This is a genomic window from Klebsiella africana, assembly GCF_020526085.1.
GTDB classification, from domain to species: Bacteria; Pseudomonadota; Gammaproteobacteria; order Enterobacterales; family Enterobacteriaceae; genus Klebsiella; species Klebsiella africana.
The window spans coordinates 4,393,127-4,414,563 of sequence record NZ_CP084874.1 but is presented as its reverse complement, the minus strand read 5'-3'; the positions used below and the strand labels follow the sequence as shown (position 1 = coordinate 4,414,563).

General features: G+C 57.5%; 19 protein-coding genes. 9 read left to right on the top strand and 10 right to left on the bottom strand.

Features of this window, described 5'->3' with window-relative positions; all coding sequences use genetic code 11:
• Positions 1-5 precede the first annotated feature (5 nt).
• Entirely contained in the window at positions 6-770 is a 765-nt protein-coding gene (gene idnO / locus LGL98_RS21245) for a gluconate 5-dehydrogenase (protein ID WP_008807482.1), read from the bottom strand.
• Positions 771-1,006: 236 nt separating this feature from the next.
• Here idnO and LGL98_RS21240 point away from each other — a divergent pair, with 236 nt between their 5' ends.
• The 6 genes from LGL98_RS21240 to folA all read left to right on the top strand — a co-directional run bounded on the left by LGL98_RS21240 (position 1,007) and on the right by folA (position 7,675).
• Positions 1,007-1,999, top strand: coding sequence for a LacI family DNA-binding transcriptional regulator (locus LGL98_RS21240; protein ID WP_008807481.1), 993 nt, complete (start codon positions 1,007-1,009; stop codon positions 1,997-1,999).
• A gap of 210 nt (positions 2,000-2,209) precedes the next feature.
• A complete protein-coding gene (locus LGL98_RS21235; RefSeq protein WP_012542880.1) occupies positions 2,210-3,160 on the top strand; it encodes a 2-hydroxyacid dehydrogenase in 951 nt (316 codons plus the stop codon).
• 70 nt (positions 3,161-3,230) lie between these two features.
• Complete coding sequence (locus LGL98_RS21230; RefSeq protein WP_023297059.1) at positions 3,231-4,535, top strand: MFS transporter; 1,305 nt, start codon at positions 3,231-3,233, stop codon at positions 4,533-4,535.
• Positions 4,536-4,630: 95 nt separating this feature from the next.
• Positions 4,631-5,164 (top strand): glutathione-regulated potassium-efflux system oxidoreductase KefF, encoded by a 534-nt coding sequence (gene kefF, locus LGL98_RS21225; protein WP_136028884.1) that lies wholly within the window; start codon positions 4,631-4,633, stop codon positions 5,162-5,164.
• Positions 5,157-7,022 (top strand): glutathione-regulated potassium-efflux system protein KefC, encoded by a 1,866-nt coding sequence (kefC, locus tag LGL98_RS21220; protein ID WP_136028886.1) that lies wholly within the window; start codon positions 5,157-5,159, stop codon positions 7,020-7,022. Before kefF ends, kefC begins: the two co-directional genes overlap by 8 nt.
• 173 nt (positions 7,023-7,195) lie before the next feature.
• On the top strand, positions 7,196-7,675 hold the full coding sequence (folA, locus tag LGL98_RS21215) for a type 3 dihydrofolate reductase (protein ID WP_002888320.1): 480 nt from the start codon (positions 7,196-7,198) through the stop codon (positions 7,673-7,675).
• 501 nt (positions 7,676-8,176) lie between these two features.
• Here folA and apaH read toward each other — a convergent pair.
• Genes apaH through lptD form a run of 6 tightly spaced genes read right to left on the bottom strand, consistent with a single transcriptional unit; the run spans position 8,177 to position 14,912 of the window.
• Positions 8,177-9,025 (bottom strand): bis(5'-nucleosyl)-tetraphosphatase (symmetrical) ApaH, encoded by an 849-nt coding sequence (gene apaH, locus LGL98_RS21210; protein ID WP_136028889.1) that lies wholly within the window; start codon positions 9,023-9,025, stop codon positions 8,177-8,179.
• 4 nt (positions 9,026-9,029) lie between these two features.
• On the bottom strand, positions 9,030-9,407 hold the full coding sequence (gene apaG, locus LGL98_RS21205) for a Co2+/Mg2+ efflux facilitator ApaG/CorD (protein ID WP_002888323.1): 378 nt from the start codon (positions 9,405-9,407) through the stop codon (positions 9,030-9,032).
• A gap of 2 nt (positions 9,408-9,409) precedes the next feature.
• Positions 9,410-10,231 (bottom strand): 16S rRNA (adenine(1518)-N(6)/adenine(1519)-N(6))-dimethyltransferase RsmA, encoded by an 822-nt coding sequence (rsmA, locus tag LGL98_RS21200; RefSeq protein ID WP_004204275.1) that lies wholly within the window; start codon positions 10,229-10,231, stop codon positions 9,410-9,412.
• Positions 10,228-11,217 (bottom strand): 4-hydroxythreonine-4-phosphate dehydrogenase PdxA, encoded by a 990-nt coding sequence (gene pdxA, locus LGL98_RS21195; RefSeq protein ID WP_136028891.1) that lies wholly within the window; start codon positions 11,215-11,217, stop codon positions 10,228-10,230. Before pdxA ends, rsmA begins: the two co-directional genes overlap by 4 nt.
• 5 nt (positions 11,218-11,222) lie before the next feature.
• Positions 11,223-12,509, bottom strand: coding sequence for a peptidylprolyl isomerase SurA (surA, locus tag LGL98_RS21190; protein ID WP_136028893.1), 1,287 nt, complete (start codon positions 12,507-12,509; stop codon positions 11,223-11,225).
• Positions 12,510-12,563: 54 nt separating this feature from the next.
• Positions 12,564-14,912, bottom strand: a complete 2,349-nt coding sequence (lptD, locus tag LGL98_RS21185; protein ID WP_136028895.1) for an LPS assembly protein LptD — start codon at positions 14,910-14,912, stop codon at positions 12,564-12,566.
• Positions 14,913-15,155: 243 nt separating this feature from the next.
• On the opposite strand from lptD, the gene djlA reads away from it, so the two are divergent.
• Entirely contained in the window at positions 15,156-15,983 is an 828-nt protein-coding gene (gene djlA / locus LGL98_RS21180; RefSeq protein ID WP_136028897.1) for a co-chaperone DjlA, read from the top strand.
• 33 nt (positions 15,984-16,016) lie between these two features.
• Here djlA and LGL98_RS21175 read toward each other — a convergent pair whose 3' ends face one another.
• On the bottom strand, positions 16,017-16,715 hold the full coding sequence (locus LGL98_RS21175) for a response regulator (protein WP_136028898.1): 699 nt from the start codon (positions 16,713-16,715) through the stop codon (positions 16,017-16,019).
• On the bottom strand, positions 16,705-18,330 hold the full coding sequence (locus LGL98_RS21170) for an ATP-binding protein (protein ID WP_136028901.1): 1,626 nt from the start codon (positions 18,328-18,330) through the stop codon (positions 16,705-16,707). The genes LGL98_RS21175 and LGL98_RS21170 overlap by 11 nt, the downstream gene beginning before the upstream one ends.
• Positions 18,331-18,644: 314 nt before the next feature.
• Here LGL98_RS21170 and LGL98_RS21165 point away from each other — a divergent pair, with 314 nt between their 5' ends.
• Complete coding sequence (locus tag LGL98_RS21165) at positions 18,645-20,009, top strand: 2-hydroxycarboxylate transporter family protein (RefSeq protein WP_136028903.1); 1,365 nt, start codon at positions 18,645-18,647, stop codon at positions 20,007-20,009.
• Positions 20,010-20,188: 179 nt separating this feature from the next.
• Positions 20,189-20,728: a citrate lyase holo-[acyl-carrier protein] synthase gene (citX, locus tag LGL98_RS21160; RefSeq protein ID WP_136028905.1), complete on the top strand. Its 540-nt coding sequence runs from the start codon at positions 20,189-20,191 to the stop codon at positions 20,726-20,728.
• A gap of 42 nt (positions 20,729-20,770) precedes the next feature.
• Here citX and rluA read toward each other — a convergent pair whose 3' ends face one another.
• Positions 20,771-21,430 (bottom strand): bifunctional tRNA pseudouridine(32) synthase/23S rRNA pseudouridine(746) synthase RluA, encoded by a 660-nt coding sequence (rluA, locus tag LGL98_RS21155; protein WP_136028907.1) that lies wholly within the window; start codon positions 21,428-21,430, stop codon positions 20,771-20,773.
• Positions 21,431-21,437 lie beyond the last annotated feature (7 nt).

Below are 21,437 nucleotides of genomic sequence, written 5' to 3'. Positions count from 1 at the left end.
TTCTCTCAGACCGCGACCAGCATGCCGCCGTCAACGAACAGCAGATGGCCGTTGACGAAATTCGACGCGTTTGACGATAAAAAGACGGCAGCGCCGACCAGCTCCTGCGGATCGCCCCAGCGGGCGGCAGGGGTGCGTTTGCATAACCAGTCGGTAAACGCCTTATCCTCAACCAGCGTCCGGGTCATCGCCGTATTAAAGTAGCCCGGGGCAATGCCGTTGACCTGAATGTTGTGCCGCGCCAGCTCAACGCACATTCCGCGGGTTAGCATCTTCACCGCGCCTTTGGCGGCGGCGTAGGGGGTGATGGTGTCGCGCCCCAGCTCGCTCTGCATGGAGCAGATATTGATGATTTTTCCCTGCTGGCGGTCAACCATGCGCTTCGCGACGGCCTGAGAGACGAGAAACACCGCCGTCTGGTTAACTGAAATCACGTCATTCCATTCCTGCACCGGGAATTCGGTAAACGGGTGGCGGCGCTGGATCCCGGCGTTATTGAATAACACGTCAATCGGGCCAAGATGCGCTTCGATATTGGCAATGGCTTCTTCAACGGCCTCGGCATCGGTCACGTTAAATACCGCAGCATGGGCGGTGGCGCCTTCGTCGCGGAGCTTCATCACCGCATCGTCCGCTCGCGGGGCAGAAAGGTCATTAATAATGATTTCTGCGCCATATTGCGCCAGACCCTGAGCCATGACAAAACCGATCCCCTGTCCTGCGCCCGTAATTAAAATGCGTTTACCTTGTAAGCTGAAAAGATCGTTCATCTCGATATCCTGATTAGCGGCTGAAGAAAACCTGTGCCCTATCTCACGGATTTTTACCGGGGGAAACTGTGATGAAGATCACTCGGAACCGTGTTACAAAAAGGGGTTACTTTAAACGTGACGCTGCCGGTAAATCTCGCTGACTCAACGGGTTAACGGCTACGGACTGGCATTCTCTTTTGCCACCCCGACAGGCATAATGGCCTGAAGCAGTCAGGTATTTGGCGGACACACAGATGAAAGCACAACGCATTACTCTCCATGATATTGCCGAGCTGGCTGGCGTAACCAAGATGACCGTTAGCCGCTATTTGCGCACCCCGGAAAAGGTGAAACCGGAGACGGCGGAGCGTATTGCCAGCGTGATAGCGGAGATCGGCTATCAGCCCGACCCGGATAATCCGGCGATGACCAGCGTCGCCGTGCCGCGGATTGGCGTACTCATTCCCTCCTTTCATAATCAAATTTTTGCCGATCTGCTGGCCGGCATCGAATCTGTTGCCGCCGGGCATGGTTACCAGACGCTGGTGGTGAATTACGACTACGATCGTCAGCGTGAAGAGGAGCAGATTGCCGCCGTGCTGGCGTTTAACGTGAAAGGACTGCTGCTGACCGAGTCGGTGCACTCCCTGCGGGCGGACAAGTATCTGAATGCCGCGAAGATCCCGATCGCCGAAGTGATGGGGCTGGCGGAGAATCCAGGACGCATTAACGTCGGATTCGATAACTTCCAGGCCGGCTTCGATATGACCACCATGCTGCTGGCCAGCGGTAAACGACGGATCATCTACTTCGGCTCAATGTCCGACGTCCGCGACGAGCAGCGTTATCTGGGCTACTGTCGGGCGATGGAGAATGCCGGGCTGGCGGTGGGGCGCATTGCGCCGAATAAAGTCTCGTCGGTTTCCATTGGCACCGGCATGATGACCCTGGCGCGGCAAATGTACGCCGATATGGACGGTATCCTGTGCACTAATGACGACCTGGCGGTGGGCGTGTTACAGGAGTGCCTGGCATCCGGTATCAGCGTGCCCCAGGAGCTGGCTATCGCGGGCTTTCATGGCCTGGAGATCGGCCAGATCGTCTCTCCCCGGCTGGCCAGCGTCCTGACGCCGCGCTTCGAGATGGGTAAGGTGGCGACAGAGATTTTAATAAAGAAAATCAAAGGACTGCCCACTATTGAAAAGGTGGATCTCCACTACCGCCTGTCGATGGGCGAAACGATTTAACGGCCACCAGCTAGCGCCTGTCGTGTGTTAGCGAAAGGTTAATGCGCGCGCGGTCCATCGCCTGTCTGGTCGCCGTTTTGTCTTCACGATCACGCGTCCGGTAACATGCATTTTTAACACGATTCAGCGTGATACAGATCGCAAAATCCCCCGATAAAAACCCGTTTGATAGTGGCTACCGTCGTAACCAAACGTCAAACAGGTGATCTGATGAAGAGTGTTATTCCCCGCGCTGTCCTTTTAGTGGCCCCCGTAATTGAAACTCTGCAGCTGCAGCTGGCGGAGCATTTCCCGCTGCTGCGTCTCTACGAGCAGGACGATCCGATCGCCTTTCTGCGTGAACAAGGAGAGAACATTGCCGTCGTGGTCACTCGCGGCGACGTCGGCGTAGCAAACAGCGTCCTTGAGTTGCTGCCTCAGGCTGGGCTGATTGCCATCTTCGGCGTCGGTACCGATGCGGTGGATCTGGCGTATGCCCGCTCGCGGCAAATTGCCGTCACCATCACCTCCGGGGTGTTGACGAATGATGTCGCTGACCTGGCGATGGGGCTGCTGCTGGCCGGTTCCCGTCAGCTCTGTCAGGGCGATCGCTTTGTCCGCGAGGGACGCTGGCTGAGCGGTGGTATGCCGTTGGCGACTCAGGTCAGCGGGAAGCGTATCGGCCTGCTGGGTATGGGGAATATTGGCCAGGCGATCGCCCGCCGGGCGCGGGGTTTTGATATGCAGGTGCTGTATACCGACCGTAAAAAGATAGCGGGCCTCGATTATCAGTGGTGTGCCGACCTGCATACCCTGGCGCATGAGAGCGATTTTCTGGTGATTGCCGCATCCGGCGGCGAGGCGAACCGCGGCATCATCGACGCCTCGGTGTTTAACGTGATGCCGGCGCATGCCTGGCTTATCAATATTGCCCGCGGTTCGCTGGTGGATGAAAAGGCGTTGATCCACGCGTTACAAAACGGCGTTATCGCCGGGGCCGGGCTCGATGTTTTCGAACAGGAACCCCAGGTCCCGGCGGCGCTGATCGCCCTCGATAACGTGGTGCTGCAGCCGCATGTCGCCAGCGCCACGCAGGAAACACGACAGAAAATGAGCGAAGTGGTTTTTGCTAACGTCGCCGCCTGGTTTGCCGGCGCAGCGCTGCCAAACGCTATCGATTAATTAGCTTTTTATTTCTGTACCCGCGCGATCTCAATCAAAACAATAACCTCTGCATAGAGAGTGCAAATATATGAACGAGAAAATTCCCAGCACCCGTTGGCTGCGTATCATTGTGCCGGTGTTAATTGCCTGCATTATGTCATTTATGGACCGGGTTAATATTAGCTTTGCCCTGCCAGGCGGCATGGAGGCCGATTTAGGCATTACCAGCCAAATGGCCGGCGTGGCCAGCGGTATCTTTTTTATTGGTTATTTATTTTTGCAAATTCCCGGTGGGCGAATTGCGGTTAACGGCAGCGGTAAAAAATTTATTGCCTGGTCGCTGGTAGCCTGGGCTATCGTTTCCGTGGCGACAGGGTTTGTGACTCATCAATATCAACTGCTGGTGCTGCGATTTATTCTCGGGGTTTCGGAAGGGGGAATGCTGCCGGTAGTGCTGACCATGGTCAGCAATTGGTTTCCGGAAAAAGAGCTGGGTCGCGCGAACGCGTTTGTGATGATGTTTGCCCCGCTCGGCGGCATGCTCACCGCGCCGGTCTCCGGCGCCATTATTGCGGCGCTTGACTGGCGTTGGCTGTTTATCATCGAAGGGCTGTTGTCGCTGGTGGTGCTGGTCGTGTGGTGGTTTATGATCAGCGACCGTCCGCAAGAGGCCCACTGGTTGCCCGCCCGCGAGCGTGACTATCTGGTGACCACCCTGGCCGCCGAGCGTGCGGCGAAGCAGGCAGAAGCCCCTGTCAGCAAGGCGCCGGTGAAGGATGTGTTTGGTAATGCCGGACTGATGAAGCTGGTGATCCTCAATTTTTTCTACCAGACCGGGGATTATGGCTACACGCTGTGGCTGCCGACCATTCTGAAGGGGTTAACCGGCGGCAACATGGCCAGCGTTGGCTTCCTGGCGGTGCTGCCGTTTGTCGCCACGCTGGCCGGGATCTATGTGATTTCGTTGTTCAGCGACCACAGCGGTAAGCGTCGTCTGTGGGTTCGCTTCTCGCTCTACAGTTTTGCGGCAGCGCTGGTGGCGTCGGTAGTGCTCCGCGACCAGATGGTGGCGGCCTATATCGCACTGGTGATCTGCGGTTTCTTTCTCAAATCGGCTACCAGTCCGTTCTGGTCGATGCCGGGGCGTATCGCTTCGCCGGAGGTGGCGGGCAGCGCACGCGGGGTGATCAATGGCCTAGGCAACCTCGGCGGATTCTGTGGCCCCTATCTGGTGGGCGTGATGATGTATCTCTACGGACAGAATGTGGCGGTCTGTGCCCTGGCCGGTTCGTTGATTATCGCCGGCACAATGACCTTTCTGCTACCGAAGCAATGCGATCTGGTCGACAGCGATTCTGATGTGGCGATCAAGAAGCAACCCCGAAATGCGTAAACCCCCGCGACATAAATCACAGTTATCATTGTAAGCGGTTGGCTTAACTGTCTACACTCTTGCTGATTACGACAAGAGCAAACGCAGGCCAATCAATGATTCTGATAATTTATGCGCATCCTTATCCGCAGCATTCTCATGCGAATAAGCGAATGCTTGAACAGGCAGGGACGCTTGAAGGCGTAGAGATACGCTCCCTCTATCAACTCTATCCTGACTTTAATATCGATATCGCCGCCGAGCAGGCGGCGCTGGCCCGTGCCGATCTGGTTATCTGGCAGCACCCTATGCAATGGTATAGCGTACCGCCGCTGCTCAAGCTGTGGATGGACAAAGTGTTGGCGCACGGCTGGGCCTATGGCCATAACGGTATTGCGCTGCGCGGTAAATCGCTGATGTGGGCGGTGACCACCGGCGGCGGTGAAAGCCACTTCGACATCGGCTCATTCCCTGGTTTTCCGGTGCTGGCGCAGCCTCTGCAGGCAACCGCGCTTTACTGCGGGATGAAATGGCTGCCGCCGTTCGCCATGCACTGCACCTTTATCTGCGATGACGAAACGCTGCAGGCGCAGGCCCGCCATTATCGTCAACGCTTAATCGACTGGCAGGAGGCACACCAGAATGGATAGCCATACGCTGATACAAGCGCTGATTTACCTGGGCGCCGCGGCGCTGATTGTGCCCATCGCCGTCCGTCTGGGGCTGGGGTCGGTGCTGGGCTATCTCATCGCCGGCTGTATTATCGGCCCGTGGGGGCTGCGGCTGGTGACCGATGCCGAGGCGATTCTGCACTTTGCCGAGATTGGCGTGGTGCTGATGCTGTTTGTGATTGGTCTGGAGCTGGATCCGCAGCGCCTGTGGAAGCTACGCGCCTCGGTGTTTGGCGGCGGCGCGCTGCAGATGGTGGCCTGCGGGGTGTTGATCGGTCTGTTCTGCATGCTGCTGGGCTTGCGCTGGCAGGTGGCCGAGCTGATAGGCATGACCCTGGCGCTCTCTTCCACAGCCATTGCGATGCAGGCGATGAATGAGCGCAATCTGACGGTGTCGCAGATGGGGCGGAGCGCCTTCGCGGTGCTGCTGTTTCAGGATATTGCGGCGATTCCATTGGTGGCGATGATCCCCCTGCTGGCGGCCAGCGGCGGCGCCACTTCGCTGATGGCGTTTGCCCTCTCCGCGCTGAAAGTGGCCGCAGCGCTGGCGCTGGTTGTGGTCCTGGGGCGCTATCTGACCCGCCCGCTGCTGCGCTTTGTCGCCCGTTCCGGCCTGCGCGAAGTGTTCAGCGCCGTGGCCTTGTTCCTGGTCTTCGGCTTTGGCTTATTGCTGGAAGAGGTGGGGCTGTCGATGGCGATGGGGGCGTTTCTCGCCGGGGTGCTGCTGGCCAGCTCCGAGTATCGCCATGCGCTGGAAAGCGATATTGAGCCGTTTAAAGGACTGCTGCTGGGGCTGTTCTTTATCGGCGTCGGCATGTCGATTGATTTCGGCACCCTGGTTACCCATCCGCTGCGTATTGTGATTTTGCTGGTCGGTTTCCTGGCGATAAAAATGCTGATGTTGTGGCTTATCGCCAGGCCGCTGGGCGTACCGCGCGCCCAGCGCCGCTGGTTTGCGGTGTTGCTGGGGCAGGGGAGTGAGTTCGCGTTTGTGGTCTTTGGCGCCGCGCGGATGGCGGATGTACTGGACGGCGAATGGGCTAAGGCGCTGACCCTGGCGGTGGCGCTATCGATGGCGGCAACCCCCATTCTGCTGGTGCTGCTGACCCGCATGGAGAAATCGTCCAGCGGCCAGGCGCGGGATGCTGACGAGATTGATGAAGAGCAGCCGCGGGTGATTGTCGCCGGCTTTGGCCGCTTCGGGCAGATTGCCGGGCGACTGCTGCTCTCGAGCGGGGTGAAGATGGTGATCCTCGATCACGACCCGGACCATGTCGATACCCTGCGCAAATTTGATATGAAGGTTTTCTACGGCGATGCCACCCGGGTCGATCTGCTGGAGTCAGCCGGTGCAGAAAAGGCGGAAGTACTGATCAATGCCATCGACGATCCGCACGTCAGCCTGGAGCTGGTGGCGAGGGTGAAAGAACATTTCCCGCATCTGCAGATTATCTCCCGCGCCCGCGATGTCGATCATTATATCCAGCTGCGTCAGGCTGGCGTCGAGGCGCCGGAGCGTGAAACCTTCGAGGCGGCGCTGAAGTCCGGCCGAATGACGCTGGAGGCGCTGGGGCTTGGCGCCTATGAAGCGCGTGAGCGGGCCGATCTGTTCCGCCGTTTCAACCTGCAAATGGTCGAAGAGATGGTGGCGATGGCGGAAAACGACGCGGCGTCGCGGGTGGCGGTCTTCAAGCGGACCAGCGATATGCTCACCGGCATCATCAACGAAGATCGTCATCATCTGTCGCTGGTGCAGCGTCATGGCTGGCAGGGTACGGAAGAGGGCAGGCACACCGGGGATATTGCCGATGAGCCGGAAAATAAGCCGTCTGCCTGACGCTTACCAGTAACATTTTGTTTTCTTTTAGATCCTCATCTGGCGGCCCACGGCACGAACGTGGGCTTGCCAGCAAATCAGAAAATTTTCTGATTCTTTACTCTCAGCCCAGTCGACGAAGTTGTACGCTTTCCGTATAGTGGCGACAATTTTTTGTACTCAGGAATGAATGAATGATCAGTCTGATTGCGGCGTTAGCGGTAGATCGCGTGATTGGTATGGAAAACGCCATGCCATGGAACCTGCCTGCCGATCTCGCCTGGTTCAAGCGCAACACGTTAAATAAGCCGGTAGTGATGGGGCGTCTGACCTGGGAATCCATTGGGCGCCCGTTGCCGGGGCGTAAAAACATCGTGATCAGCAGCAAACCCGGCAGCGACGATCGCGTGCAGTGGGTCTCCTCCGTTGAGGAAGCGATTGCCGCCTGCGGCGATGTGGAAGAGATTATGGTGATTGGCGGTGGCCGCGTGTATGAGCAGTTTCTGCCGAAAGCGCAGAAGCTGTATCTGACCCATATCGATGCGGAAGTGGAAGGTGATACCCATTTCCCGGATTACGATCCGGACGAGTGGGAATCGGTGTTCAGCGAGTTTCATGATGCCGATGCGCAGAACTCCCACAGCTACTGCTTTGAGATCCTCGAACGCCGTTAAGCGGGAAGGATTGCCATGAAAAACCCCGGTCGCGTCTGGCGTAACCGGGGTTTTCTTTTGCATGAATTCCGTGACGATGGCGCAGCCAATATTTTTTCTGCGTTATGTATCCCTTCGCAGGCTCCGCCTTCCTGGAGCGCTCACCGGGGAGACAAATCGCATATAAACGTAGGTCGGGTAAGGCGCTAGCCGCCACCCGAAACAAAAGTGGCTTTGTGCCCGCAGTTCTTGCCCGGCGGCGCTGCGCTTGCGCGGGCCTACGGGACTGCGTCATGTTCCCGCACGGAACTGTAGGTCGGGTAAGGCGTTAGCCGCCACCCGACACAAAAGTGGCTTTGTGCCCGCAGTTCTTGCCCGGCGGCGCTGCGCTTGCGCGGGCCTACGGGACTGCGTCATGTTCCCGCACGGAAATGTAGGTCGGGTAAGGCGTTAGCCGCCACCCGACAAAACGACGCTGCAGGTAGCCCGGATAAGGCGCAACGCGCCGCCATCCGGGAAGACTCAGGACGCGACGGCTTCCCCTTCGTCGAGGCTTTTCTGCCGGTTCGACGGCTGGGTGAAGTACTGCTTATCTTCCCAGCGCAGGCAGGTGAGTTCCCCACCCCAGCAACAGCCGGTATCCAGGGCGTAAATCCCCTCCGGCGTGCCGCGTCCCTCCAGCGAAGCCCAATGCCCAAAGGCAATACTGTACGCACTGCTGACCGGGCCCGGAATGGCAAACCACGGTTTCAGCGGCGCCGGGGCGTCCTCGGGCGCTTCTTTCGAATACATATCCAGCTGGCCGTTCGGGAAACAGTAGCGCATGCGGGTAAAGGCGTTAGAGATAAAGCGCAGGCGCGCCAGACCGCTCAGCTCGTTGCTCCAGTGGTTCGGCATGTCGCCGTACATGGCATCCAGGAAGAAAGGATAGGAGTCGCTGGAGAGCACCGCTTCAACATCGCGCGCGCACTGCTGGGCGGTCTCCAGATCCCACTGCGGCGTGATGCCGGCATGGGCCATTACCAGTTTTTTCTCTTCATCCACCTGCAGCAGCGGCTGGCGACGCAGCCAGTTGAGCAGCTCATCGGCATCCGGGGCTTCCAGCAGGGATTTCAGACGATCCTTTGGCTTGTTGCGGCTGATACCGGCAAAGACCGCCAGCAGGTGTAAGTCATGGTTGCCCAGCACCAGTCGCACGCTGTCGCCCAGAGATTTGACATAGCGCAGGACCTCCAGCGACCCCGGGCCACGGGCCACCAGATCGCCGGTGAGCCATAGCGTGTCGGTGCCCGGGTTGAATTTAACCTGCGCTAATAATGCGATCAGTTCATCGTAGCAACCGTGAACGTCGCCAATAAGGTATGTTGACATTGTTTTAATGAATGAGCGTTGGAACTGCGAGACGGAACACAGGGATCTCGATACGGAACGGCGCGCCGTCGATATCGATCATCTCATAATGACCCTGCATGGTTCCCAGCGGCGTTTCAATCACTGCGCCGCTGGTATATTGATATTCACCGCCGGCGGGAATATGCGGTTGCTCGCCGACCACCCCTTCACCCTGAACTTCAGTCTCACGACCGTGGCCGTTAGTGATGAGCCAGTAGCGGCCAAGCAGCTGAACCTGACTCCGCCCCAGGTTGCGAATGGTGACGGTGTAAGCGAAGACATAGCGCTCTTCTTCCGGGGAAGACTGCGATTCGATATAGACGCTCTGTACCTGGACACACACCCGGGGCGAATGAATCATGGTTAGCTCTCCTTCGATGGCAGATTGTCAGACAGCCAGTTGGCCATCTGACAGTACTGCGCCACGGAAATATTTTCTGCACGCATGGCCGGGTCAATGCCCAGCTCGGTCAGCACTTCCACGCTGAACAGATTGCCGAGACTGTTGCGGATGGTTTTGCGGCGCTGGTTGAACGCTTCGGTGGTGATGCGGCTCAGCACCCGGATCTCTTTGACCGGATACGGCATGGTGCTGTGCGGCACCAGGCGTACCACCGCGGAGTCGACCTTAGGCGGTGGGGTAAACGCGCTTGGCGGCACTTCGAGTACCGGGATCACCTGGCAATAATATTGCGCCATCACGCTTAATCGACCATACGCCTTACTGTTCGGTCCGGCAACCAGACGATTCACCACTTCCTTCTGCAGCATAAAGTGCATATCGGCAATGGCATCAGTATAGCTGAACAGATGGAACATCAGCGGGGTGGAAATATTGTACGGCAGGTTGCCGAAGACGCGCAGCGGCTGACCCATTTTCTCCGCCAGCTCGCCGAAGTTCATGGTCATCGCATCTTGCTGGTAGATGGTCAGCTTTGGACCGAGGAATGGATGCGTCTGCAGACGAGCCGCCAGATCGCGGTCCAGTTCGATGACGGTCAGCTGGTCAAGGCGTTCGCCGACCGGCTCGGTCAGGGCCGCCAGACCGGGGCCGATTTCAACCATCGCCTGGCCTTTCTGCGGATTAATCGCCGAGACGATGCTGTCGATCACAAACTGATCGTTGAGGAAGTTCTGCCCGAAGCGTTTACGGGCTAAGTGGCCCTGATGGACTCGATTATTCATTGGGTATTAACAATCATTTTGATGGCGAGATTAAGCGCCGTGATAAAACTGCCGACGTCCGCTTTTCCCTGGCCCGCTAATTCCAGTGCGGTGCCGTGGTCGACGGAGGTACGAATAAAAGGTAAACCGAGCGTAATGTTCACGCCGCGGCCAAAGCCCTGGTATTTTAGCACGGGCAGGCCCTGATCGTGGTACATCGCGAGAACCGCATCGGCATGATCAAGATATTTCGGCTGGAAGAGGGTGTCTGCCGGCAGCGGGCCGCTGAGGTGCATTCCCTTTGCGCGCATCTCTTCCAGTACCGGAATGATGGTATCTATCTCTTCCGTTCCCATATGGCCGCCTTCGCCGGCATGCGGATTAAGCCCGCAAACCAGTACGTGGGGCTGGGCAATACCGAACTTTGTGCGCAGGTCGTGATCGAGGATGGTGATGATCTCGCGCAGCAGGTCGGGTGTAATCGCTTCGCTGATGGCTTTCAACGGCAGATGGGTGGTGACCAGCGCCACCCGCAGCTCTTCAGTCGCCAGCATCATTACCACTTTGCTGGCCTGGGCACGTTCTTCAAAGAACTCGGTATGACCGGTGAAGGCGATGCCAGCGTCGTTGATGTTGCCTTTGTGCACCGGGCCGGTCACTAACGCCGCAAATTCACCGTTCAGACAGCCGTCGCAGGCGCGCGCCAGCGTCTCCACTACGTAGGCGCCGTTTTGCACGTTCAGCACGCCGGGTTCCGCCGGAACGTTCAGCGGCACGTTCAGCAGCGTCAGGGTGCCGGCACGCTGCGGGACGGGCGGTTGCGCAGGATCGTATGGCAGGAGAGATAAAGGAAGACCGAGCCGCTGGGCTCGGTCAGTTAACAGGGCGCCATCGGCGCAGATCACCAGCTCAACTGGCCAGTCGCGCTGGGCAAGCTGCACGACCAGGTCAGGGCCAATCCCGGCGGGTTCGCCGGGAGTGATAACAACTTTACGGGTTTCAGGCATCGATATTAGTTGCTCAGAATTTTAACGTACGCACTGGCGCGCTGTTCCTGCATCCAGGTTGCCGCTTCTTCAGAGAATTTGCGGTTCATCAGCATGCGGTAAGCACGATCTTTCTGCGCGGCGTCGGTTCTGTCGACCTGACGGCTATCCAGCAGTTCGATCAGATGCCAGCCAAAGGAAGAGTGCACCGGTCCGCTGGTCTGCCCTTTGTTCAGACGCATCAGCGCATCGCGGAATGCCGGGTCGAAGATGTCCGGCGTGGCCCAGCCTAAATCACCGCCCTGGTTTGCCGAGCCCGGATCTTCAGAATAGTTTTTCGCCGCTTGAGCAAACGTGATTTTCCCGCTCTTAATCTCGGCTGCGATCTGTTCCAGCTTAGCCTGCGCCTGGGCATCGTTCATGATCGGTGACGGCTTAAGCAGAATATGACGGGCGTGAACCTCGGTGACGGAGATATTCTGGGTACCACCGCGCAGGTCGTTGACTTTCAGAATGTGGAAACCAACGCCGGAACGAATCGGACCGACGATATCCCCTTTCTTCGCCGTGCTTAACGCCTGAGCGAAAATGCCCGGCAGCTCCTGGATACGGCCCCAACCCATCTGGCCACCCTTCAGCGCCTGTTGGTCAGCGGAGTAGGTGATAGCCAGTTTGCCGAAGTTCGCACCGTTGCGCGCCTGCTCAACGATGGAGTTTGCTTGTTCCTGGGCCGCGGCGACTTCGTCAGAGGTCGGGTTTTCCGGCAGCGGGATCAGGATGTGGCTCAGGTTGAGCTCGGTGCTGGCATCGTTCTGGTCGCCGATCTGTTTCGCCAGCGCTTCCACTTCCTGCGGCAGCACGGTGATGCGACGACGCACTTCATTGTTACGCACTTCCGAAATCAGCATCTCTTTACGGATCTGGTTACGGTAGGTGTTATAGTTGATGCCTTCATAGGCCAGACGGCTGCGCATCTGATCCATGGTCATATTGTTTTGTTTGGCGATGTTGGCGATAGCCTGATCGAGCTGGTCGTCAGAGACCTTCACGCCCATCTTCTGCCCCATCTGTAACACGATCTGGTCCATGATCAGTCTTTCGAGAATTTGATGGCGCAGGGTGGCGTCATCCGGCAGCTGTTGGCCAGCCTGACCAGCATTGAGCTTAACCGATTGCATCAAACCATCGACGTCGCTTTCCAGCACGACGCCATTATTGACGACGGCCGCTACTTTATCGACCACCTGGGGGGCAGCGAAACTGGTATTCGCGATCATGGCGATACCGAGAAGCAGCGTTTTCCAGTTCTTCATACTTTTTCCATTTCGATTAACCGCAAATGCGGATGATGTTGTAAACCAGCCGCATCACAGGGAGCTCTGGTACGGTAAAATGTTCGAACGCAGCATCTGCTGGGTGCCGAGGCCGTAGTTAGAGCTCAGACCGCGCAATTCGATATTGATTCCGAAGGTGTTGTCGTATTTGCTCTCACCGCCGTTGTCGTTGCTGTTCCAGCCGTTGACTTTACGTTCGTAGCCAAGACGGATGGCGTAGCAGCAGGAGTTATACTGGACGCCCAACATCTGATTTGCTGCTTTCCGGGTATTGGTATCGTAGTAGTATGCCCCGACCACGGACCAGCGATCGACGATCGGCCAGCTGGCGGTCATCCCCACCTGCGAAATACCCTGTTTATATTGTTCAGCCGTGGAATACGATGGCAGTGTGGCCTGAATGTATTCCGGGCTGGCGTAACGATAGTTAAGCTGGACTAAGCGGTTCTCATCCCGACGGTATTCAATGGTGCCGTTACCGGTGGCGACGTTATCCAGACGCGTATCGTACTGGATCCCCCCACGCAAGCCCCAGTCATCGGTAATGCGCCAGTAAGTATCGCCAGCCCAGACCAGTGAACCCGTGGTGTCGTTGTTCTCCCAGTTGATGTTGTCATCACCGGTGCGTGACTCGGTGAAATAGTAGATTTGACCAACGGAAATATTAAAACGTTCCACGGCGGCGGCATCATATACGCGGGAGGTGATCCCGGTGGAGAGCTGGTTGGCCGACGCAATGCGGTCCAGACCACTATAGGTGCGGTCGCGGAACAGACCGCTATAGTCTGACTGTAACAGTGTGGAGTCGTAGCTGCCGATTTCACTCTGATCGCGGTACGGTACGTAGAGATACTGCATACGCGGTTCCAGCGTTTGGGTGAATCCCTCCTGCAGGTCGCGTTCAAAGACCATTTTACCGTCGACTTTAAACTGCGGCATCACGCGGCTAACGGACTCTTTATAGTCGGTGCCGTTGGCCGCATTGTATTTATCGAGGTTGCTCTGCTGGTAGTGGGTCGCCAGCAGCTTGGCTTCAGTATTCAGGCTACCCCAGCCGTTGGACAGCGGCAGGTTGATCGTCGGTTCGAAGTGAACGCGGGTTGCTTCTGGCATGTTGTTATTGGAGTTAACAAAATGGGCAACCTGACCGTACAGATGGGTATCGAACGGTCCGACATCATTCTGGTAATAGTTGACGTCCAGCTGCGGCTGAGCCGAGTAGGAGTTGCTCGATTCCCGGTCAAAGACCTGGAACTGCTTGGTTGAGACCGTGGCGTCAAAGTTCTGATTGACGTAACCGGCGCTGAACTTCTGTGTGGCGTAGCCGTCAGTACTGGAGCCATATTTCGAGCTGAAATCGCTGAAGTAGTCAGGATCGCTAACCTTGGTGTAGTCAGCGTTCAGACGCCAGACCTGATCGATAACCCCGGAGTGGTTCCAGTAGAACAACCAGCGGCGGCTGTTGCTGTCTTTGGAGTGGTCGTCTTCATAGACTTTATCCGACGGCAGGTAGTCGAATTCGGTCAAGCCGCTGCCGAGATGGGTCAGATAGCGGAATTCGTTTTCCCACATCACGCCGCCGCGTTTGTTCATATAGTGCGGGGTGATAGTAGCATCGAAGTTCGGCGCGATATTCCAGTAGTACGGCAGGGAGAATTCCACACCGTTTTTGGTGCTGTATTTGGCGTTCGGGATCAGGAAGCCTGAACGACGCTTATCGCCCACCGGCAGCTGCAGGTAGGGACTGTAGAAGATTGGCACGGAGCCAAGCTTGAAGCGGGCATTCCAGATCTCGGCGACTTGTTCCTCACGGTCGTGGATGACTTCGCTGCCCACGACGCTCCAGGTGTCGGATCCCGGCAGACAGGAGGTAAAGCTGCCGTTTTCCAGAATGGTGTAGCGGTTTTCGCCGCGCTGTTTCATCAGGTCCGCGGTACCGCGTCCCTGGCGGCCGACCATTTGATAATCGCCCTGCCAGACGTTGGTATCTTTGGTGTTCAGATTCGACCAGGCTTTTGGCCCTTTAAGGATCACCTGGTTATCGTCGTAATGGACGTTGCCCAGCGCATCCACCGTTCGCACCGGCTGCGCCTGGCCTGCGGCCTGCTGCTGATGCAACTGAACTTCGTCGGCTCGTAGACGGCTATTCCCCTGGTTAATATCGACGTTGCCAGTGAAGACGGCATTATCCGGGTAGTTGCCCTTCGCATGATCGGCGTTAATCGTCACCGGCAGATCGCCAGGCCGCCCTTCCACGAGCGGACGATCAAAGCTTGGCACGCCAAGCATACATTGCGTTGCGAGATCGGCAGCGAGGCCTTGTTGGCTATACAAGGCGCTGGCAATCATCGTAGCCAGGAGGCTGGGAATACGTTTTTTCATACGTTGTATTTATTGTTCCATCATCTTGTGGCAGCGGCTTGCAAACGGTCAGAGCCTAACTTACTCAACATTATCACGCTAGTGTTAATCCTGCCCGTTTCGAGCCCGAGCGTTAGGCACCCTGTTGAATGACGAGTATGATAAAGCAAATTATAGGCTATGTCCCACAATTGACCGAGGCGTGAGTGCCGGGTAACGTGCGGTCATATTCGAGCTTAACGGCGATAAACAGTTGGGGAGTCTATGCAGTATTTGGGTAAAGTGATTGGCGTGGCAGTGGCTTTGCTGATGGGCGTTGGGTTTTGGGGCGTGGTGCTCGGCTTCCTGGTGGGGCATATGTTTGACCGGGCGCGCAGCCGCCGGTTGAATCTCTTCGCCAATCAACAGGAGCGCCAGTCGCTCTTCTTTTCCACTACCTTTGAAGTGATGGGGCACCTGACCAAATCCAAGGGACGCGTCACCGAAGCAGATATTCATGTCGCCAATGTGCTGATGGATCGCATGAACCTGCACGGCGCCTCGCGCACGGCGGCGCAGCAGGCGTTTCGCGATGGCAAGGCCGACAACTATCCGCTGCGCGAGAAAATGCGTCAGCTGCGCAGCGTCTGCTTTGGTCGCTTCGATCTGATTCGGATGTTTCTGGAAATTCAGCTGCAGGCGGCGTTCGCCGACGGCGAATTGCACCCTAACGAACGGGAAGTGCTGTTCGTCATTGCCGACGAGCTCGGCATCTCCCGCGCCCAGTTCGATCAATTCCTGCGGATGATGCAGGGCGGCGCCCAGTTTGGCGGCAGTTCACAGCAGCAATCTTATGGTCAGCGTGGCGGCAACGCCGGCTGGCAGCAGGCGCAGCGCGGGCCAACCCTTGAAGACGCTTGCAATGTGCTGGGGGTGAAACCGACCGATGACGCGGCGACGGTAAAGCGCGCCTATCGTAAGCTAATGAACGAGCACCATCCTGACAAACTGGTGGCGAAAGGGTTGCCGCCAGAGATGATGGAAATGGCCAAACAGAAAGCTCAGGAGATTCAGAAAGCCTGGGAGCTGATCAAAGAGCAGCGCGGCTTCTGAGTTTTCCCGCCCCTCCCGTTCAGCGAGGGGCCTCTAGCTTTTGCTCTGGGCGCGGCGGTACAGCCGCCGCGGATGGCCAATTTTTCCGTACTGCATTTCCACCTCCAGAAAGCCGGTCTCAACGCCATGTTCCAGATAGCGACGGGCGGTGGTTTTGCTGAGTCCGGCGGCGCTGACCACCTCATCGACGGAAAAACAGTGCGCTTCCCGGCCACTAAATAACCCCTGCACCAGCGCCAGCGTCTTTTCTTCAATTCCTTTGCTGCCGCTATCCACGCGATAGTTCTTCGCCTGCAGTTGGTAGAGGGAATCGACGTTCTGCTGATCGACGATTTTCCATTCTCGCTGCTGATCGTAGAACTGGATAAAGCGCTCCAGTGACTGGCTCAGTCGCTTCCATGACACCGGCTTAAGGATATAGTCGAAGGCGCCGTTGCGGATGGCCAGGCTGCAGGTTTCCATATCGCTGGCGGCGGTGATAAAGATCACCGAACAATGGCTGGTCGCCAGCGCCGGGTCGGTCATCAGCGTCACCCCTTTGCCGTCCGGCAAATAGTTATCCAGCAGCACCAGCTGCGGCGGCGTTGCGTGGAGCAAATGCCGCGCCTGGGCGAGGGAGGCCGCCATCCCTGCCAGCCGCAGACGCGGATGTTTCTGCACAAGCTCGGCGTGCAGGCGCGCCAGCTCGCTCTCGTCTTCAATGATTAGCACATCGACCAGGTCATGATGCATCGGGGGCCTCCGGTTGCGGACAGGTGGGGGCATCGGCCGGGATAAACAGGGTGAAGATCGTTCCCCGCGGCGCGTTATCGGCGACTTCGATAGTGCCGCCCGCCTGAGTGACATAATGTTCAATAAGATACAGACCAATACCATGATCGCCACGGGTTTTGGTGGTGACGCCGCGTTCAAAAATACGGTCGCGAATATCGGGGCGGATGCCGACGCCGCGGTCAGCCACTTCGATAATCAGTTCCCGGGCGTTGAGCTGGATCAACACCTCCACCGGCTCGTGTGGAAACTCTGCGCGCTGCGTGGCTTCGATGGCATTATCCAGCAGGTTGCCAATGATGGAGATCAGTTCGGATTCCATCAGCGATGGCAGCGGACGGTCGATACGACAGGCCGGATCGAAGCTCAGGGCCACGCCTTTTTCCCGGGCGCGGGTGGCTTTGCCAAGCAGCAGGCCGCACAGCGTTGGCGACTGAAAGTGCGAGGAGATGAAGTCCAGTAGCTCCTGGGCATGCTCCGACTGGGCCTGAATATAGCGGATCGCTTCGTCATAGTGGCCCATATGCAGCAGGCCGGAGAGGGTGGTCATCCGGTTGAGCTGCTCGTGGCGCATGATGCGCAGATTGTCGACATAGCGCTTCACCTGGCTGAGCTGGGCGGTGAGGGCATTGATTTCGTTGCGATCGCGGAAAGTGATCACCCAGCCCTGCAGGGTATTCTCCAGCATAATGCGCACCCGGCTGGCAAGTACTGTCAGCTGGTTGAAGCGGCACAGTTCGTCATGGGTATCGCGCTCGAGCATGTCGCCGCTGGCGAAAAAAGGCTGCGGCGAAATGACGCTGTCAATCAACTGACCGCGCAGCTGGCGGGCGGGCTGGCTGAGCCCCAGCAGGCTGCGGGCGGCATGGTTAATCACCTCAATACGCCGCTGGCGATCGATGACGATCACTCCTTCAAAAATCGACTCCATCATCGCCTTTTGCTGACGCACCAGCAGACCTATCTCTCGCGGCTCGAGCGAAAAAATCTGTTTCTTGATACTGCGGGTAAAGTACCAGGAGAAGATAAACAGAGCGATGAGCAGCAGGATGGCAGCGATAAAAATATTGATCACTTTGGTCAGGGTAATGCTGTCGAGATAGCTGGTCAGGTAGCCCACGGAGACGATGCCGATCACCTGCCCCTCGTCATCGACGATGGGCGTTTTGCTACGCAGTGAGACGCCAAGGCCGCCTTTGCGTATGGTGGTGATGGTGTGTCCCTCCAGTACCGCCTGGTTGTCGCCACCGACCAGTCGCGTGCCAACCCATTCCGGGTGGACGGAGTGAAACAGATGAATCCCCTGACGGTCGCCGATGACGATGAAGCTGGCATCGCTATGGGCGGCGATTTGCTGCATAAACGCCCGAATCGCCTGCGGATCGTGCTGGCTGACCTGCTGACGTAAATTTGGCATCAGGGCTATTTCTTCAGCCTGAATTTTGGCCCGGCCACTCATTTCCTGATACAGCTGGCGGCTGGCGTCAAAATAATAATAAATGCCGAGCGCGATAAAGAGGACGGAAAAAAAAGCGACCAGCGAAATAAACAGCTTATATTGAAAAGATAATTTCATAGGTCCCGGACAGCGTATATACCCTCCCGGCACTCTATCATTTTTCTGTCTCGTGACGTAAATGTTAATGGAAAGTTGTGATCATCGACGCAGGCGCTGGCGGGCTGTCGCGGAAATCAGCCGCGGCGGGAAATAAAAACCATAAAAACCACGACAATAAATCAGCGATATATCACTCCTGCACGGTTCCGCGAATAGAAACCATAAAAACCATAGTGACCATTAAAACTTCTTTTTTAATCTGGGGAGCTTCACATTAACGACGCCGCAGTCCCTTTACGCTGAAAATGAATAATAACGACAGGGCTGAATTTATGAGCACCACAGACAATGCATTCTCTGCAACCCTTGAACCGATCAATACGCCGAAAACCACGCTGAAGCAGCGCTGGTGGCACATCATGGATAACTGGAAGGTGGGCATCGTCCCGCTGCCGCTGTTTTTGCTGGCCGGGGGGCTGATTGCCCTCGACTGCCTTGGCGGTAAACTGCCGAGCGATATCGTGGTGATGGTGGCCACTCTGGCGTTCTTTGGCTTCGCCTGCGGTGAGTTTGGTAAACGCCTACCGGTGTTGGGGAAACTCGGCGCGGCGGCGATCTGCGCCACTTTTATTCCTTCCGCGCTGGTTCACTATGGTCTGCTGCCGGACGTGGTCGTTGAATCCACGACCAAATTCTATAAATCCACCAACATCCTCTATCTCTACATCTGCTGTATTATCGTCGGCAGCATCATGAGTATGAACCGCACCACGCTGATTCAGGGCTTTCTGAAGATCTTCTTCCCGATGCTGTGCGGCGAAGTGGTCGGCATGCTGGTGGGCATCGGCGTTGGTACGCTGCTGGGTATGGAGCCGTTCCAGGTGTTCTTCTTTATCGTGCTGCCAATTATGGCCGGCGGTGTGGGAGAAGGGGCGATCCCGCTGTCGATGGGTTACGCTGCGCTGATGCATATGGATCAGGGCGTTGCCCTTGGCCGGGTGTTGCCGATGGTGATGCTTGGCAGCCTGACGGCGATAGTCATCTCTGGCTGCCTCAACCAGCTCGGCAAGCGCTTCCCGCATCTCACCGGGGAAGGGCAACTGATGCCGAACCGCAGCCATGAAACCCGCACGCTTGGCGAGAGTGAAGGCGTGAGCGGCAAAACCGACGTCGGGACCCTGGCCTCCGGCGCGCTGCTGGCGGTGCTGCTGTATATGATGGGGATGCTCGGTCACAAACTGATTGGCCTGCCGGCGCCGGTGGGGATGCTGTTCCTCGCGGTGCTGTTAAAGCTGGCTAACGTGGTTTCTCCGCGCCTGCAGGAGGGATCGCAGATGGTGTATAAATTCTTCCGCACCGCGGTTACCTATCCGATCCTCTTTGCCGTCGGCGTGGCGATCACTCCGTGGCAGGAGCTGGTGAACGCCTTCACCTTCACCAACCTGCTGGTGATCGTCAGTACCGTCTCCGCGCTGGTGGCGACCGGCTTCTTTGTCGGTAAAAAGATAGGGATGCACCCGATCGATGTGGCGATTGTCTCCTGTTGCCAGAGCGGGCAGGGCGGCACCGGCGATGTGGCGATCCTCACCGCCGGTAACCGCATGAGCCTGATGCCGTTCGCGCAGATCGCTACCCGCATCGGCGGGGCGATAAATGTCTCGCTGGCGCTACTGTTCCTCAGCCACTATCTGGCGTGATTTAACGCTGCTCTCAGCGATAAACCTGCTATTTTCCGCTACAGAACGCCGAAAATATCTGCGTTCTGTATCCTAAATGCTCCGCATTTAGCGTTACAATCAGCGCGCGATCGGCTATCGCAACCATCATCATGACAGTCCAGGCGCTGTCGCATTTATCATATGTAGGAGAGGAATTAATGTCAGTGGATACTCCCGCCCAGGCGGGCGTCAGCATCGACGCATTGCTGGCGGCGAAAGAGCAGCGTGCAGCCCGTCAGGCCGACTGGCTGGCCCATTATCAGCAGCCTGTTATTTCCCTGACCCTGGTGACCCCGGGGGCGGTGAAGGACAGCATTCGCTATCGCAACATGATGGGCGTTGCCCTCCAGGCCTGCGACCAGCTGCTGTGGAAGCACCGCTGGCAAACGCTGGATCGTCAAGTGCTGTGGCTGCCGACCGGGCCAGAAGCGCTGTGGTGCGTGGCGTATCCGGCCAGCGAAATCAAAGCGATGTGCAGTACGCTGGAGCAGAGCCATCCGCTGGGACGCCTGTGGGATATCGATGTGATCTGTCCGCAGAACGGGCTGGTGGGACGCCAGTCGCTGGGTGAGTCGCAGCGCCGCTGCCTGCTGTGCGATGAGCCGGCGCACGCCTGCGCGCGCAGCCGTCGTCACGACACCGATCTCGTCGTGGCCCGCGTTGAGCAGATGATTGATGCGTGGTTTGCCCGCGACTAACGGGTCAGTATTCCCCGGCGGCAAGGCGCTACCGGGGACATCCTAAAAGTCGATCGGCGCGCGAAAGGTCATCGCGTTGCCGTAGGCGGGATGGGTGATGGTTAACGTTTCTGCATGCAGTAGCAGGCGCGGGGCCATCGCCAGCGCTTCCGGGGTGGCGTAGAAGCGGTCGCCAAGGATCGGATGCCCCAGCGCCAGCATATGTACCCGCAGCTGGTGCGAACGCCCGGTAATCGGCTTCAGGCGCACGCGGGCGGTGTTATCCTCAGCGTACTCCAGCACCTCATACTCGGTTTGCGCCGCTTTGCCGGTTTCATAACACACCTTCTGCTTTGGCCGGTTCGGCCAGTCGCAAATTAGCGGTAAATCCACCAGACCTTCCGCCGGCTGCGGATGGCCCCAGACGCGGGCGACGTACTGTTTCTTCGGCTCGCGCTCGCGGAACTGACGCTTTAGTTCACGCTCGGCGGCCTTTTTCAGCGCCACCACAATCACGCCGCTGGTGGCCATATCCAGGCGATGCACCGATTCGGCCTGCGGGAAATCGCGCTGGATACGCGTCATCACGCTGTCTTTATGCTCCTCCAGCCTGCCGGGCACGGACAACAAGCCACTTGGCTTGTTGACCACCATGATGTGTTCATCCTGATACAGGATCACCAGCCAGGGATCCTGCGGCGGATTGTAGTTTTCCATCGCCATTTCGCGT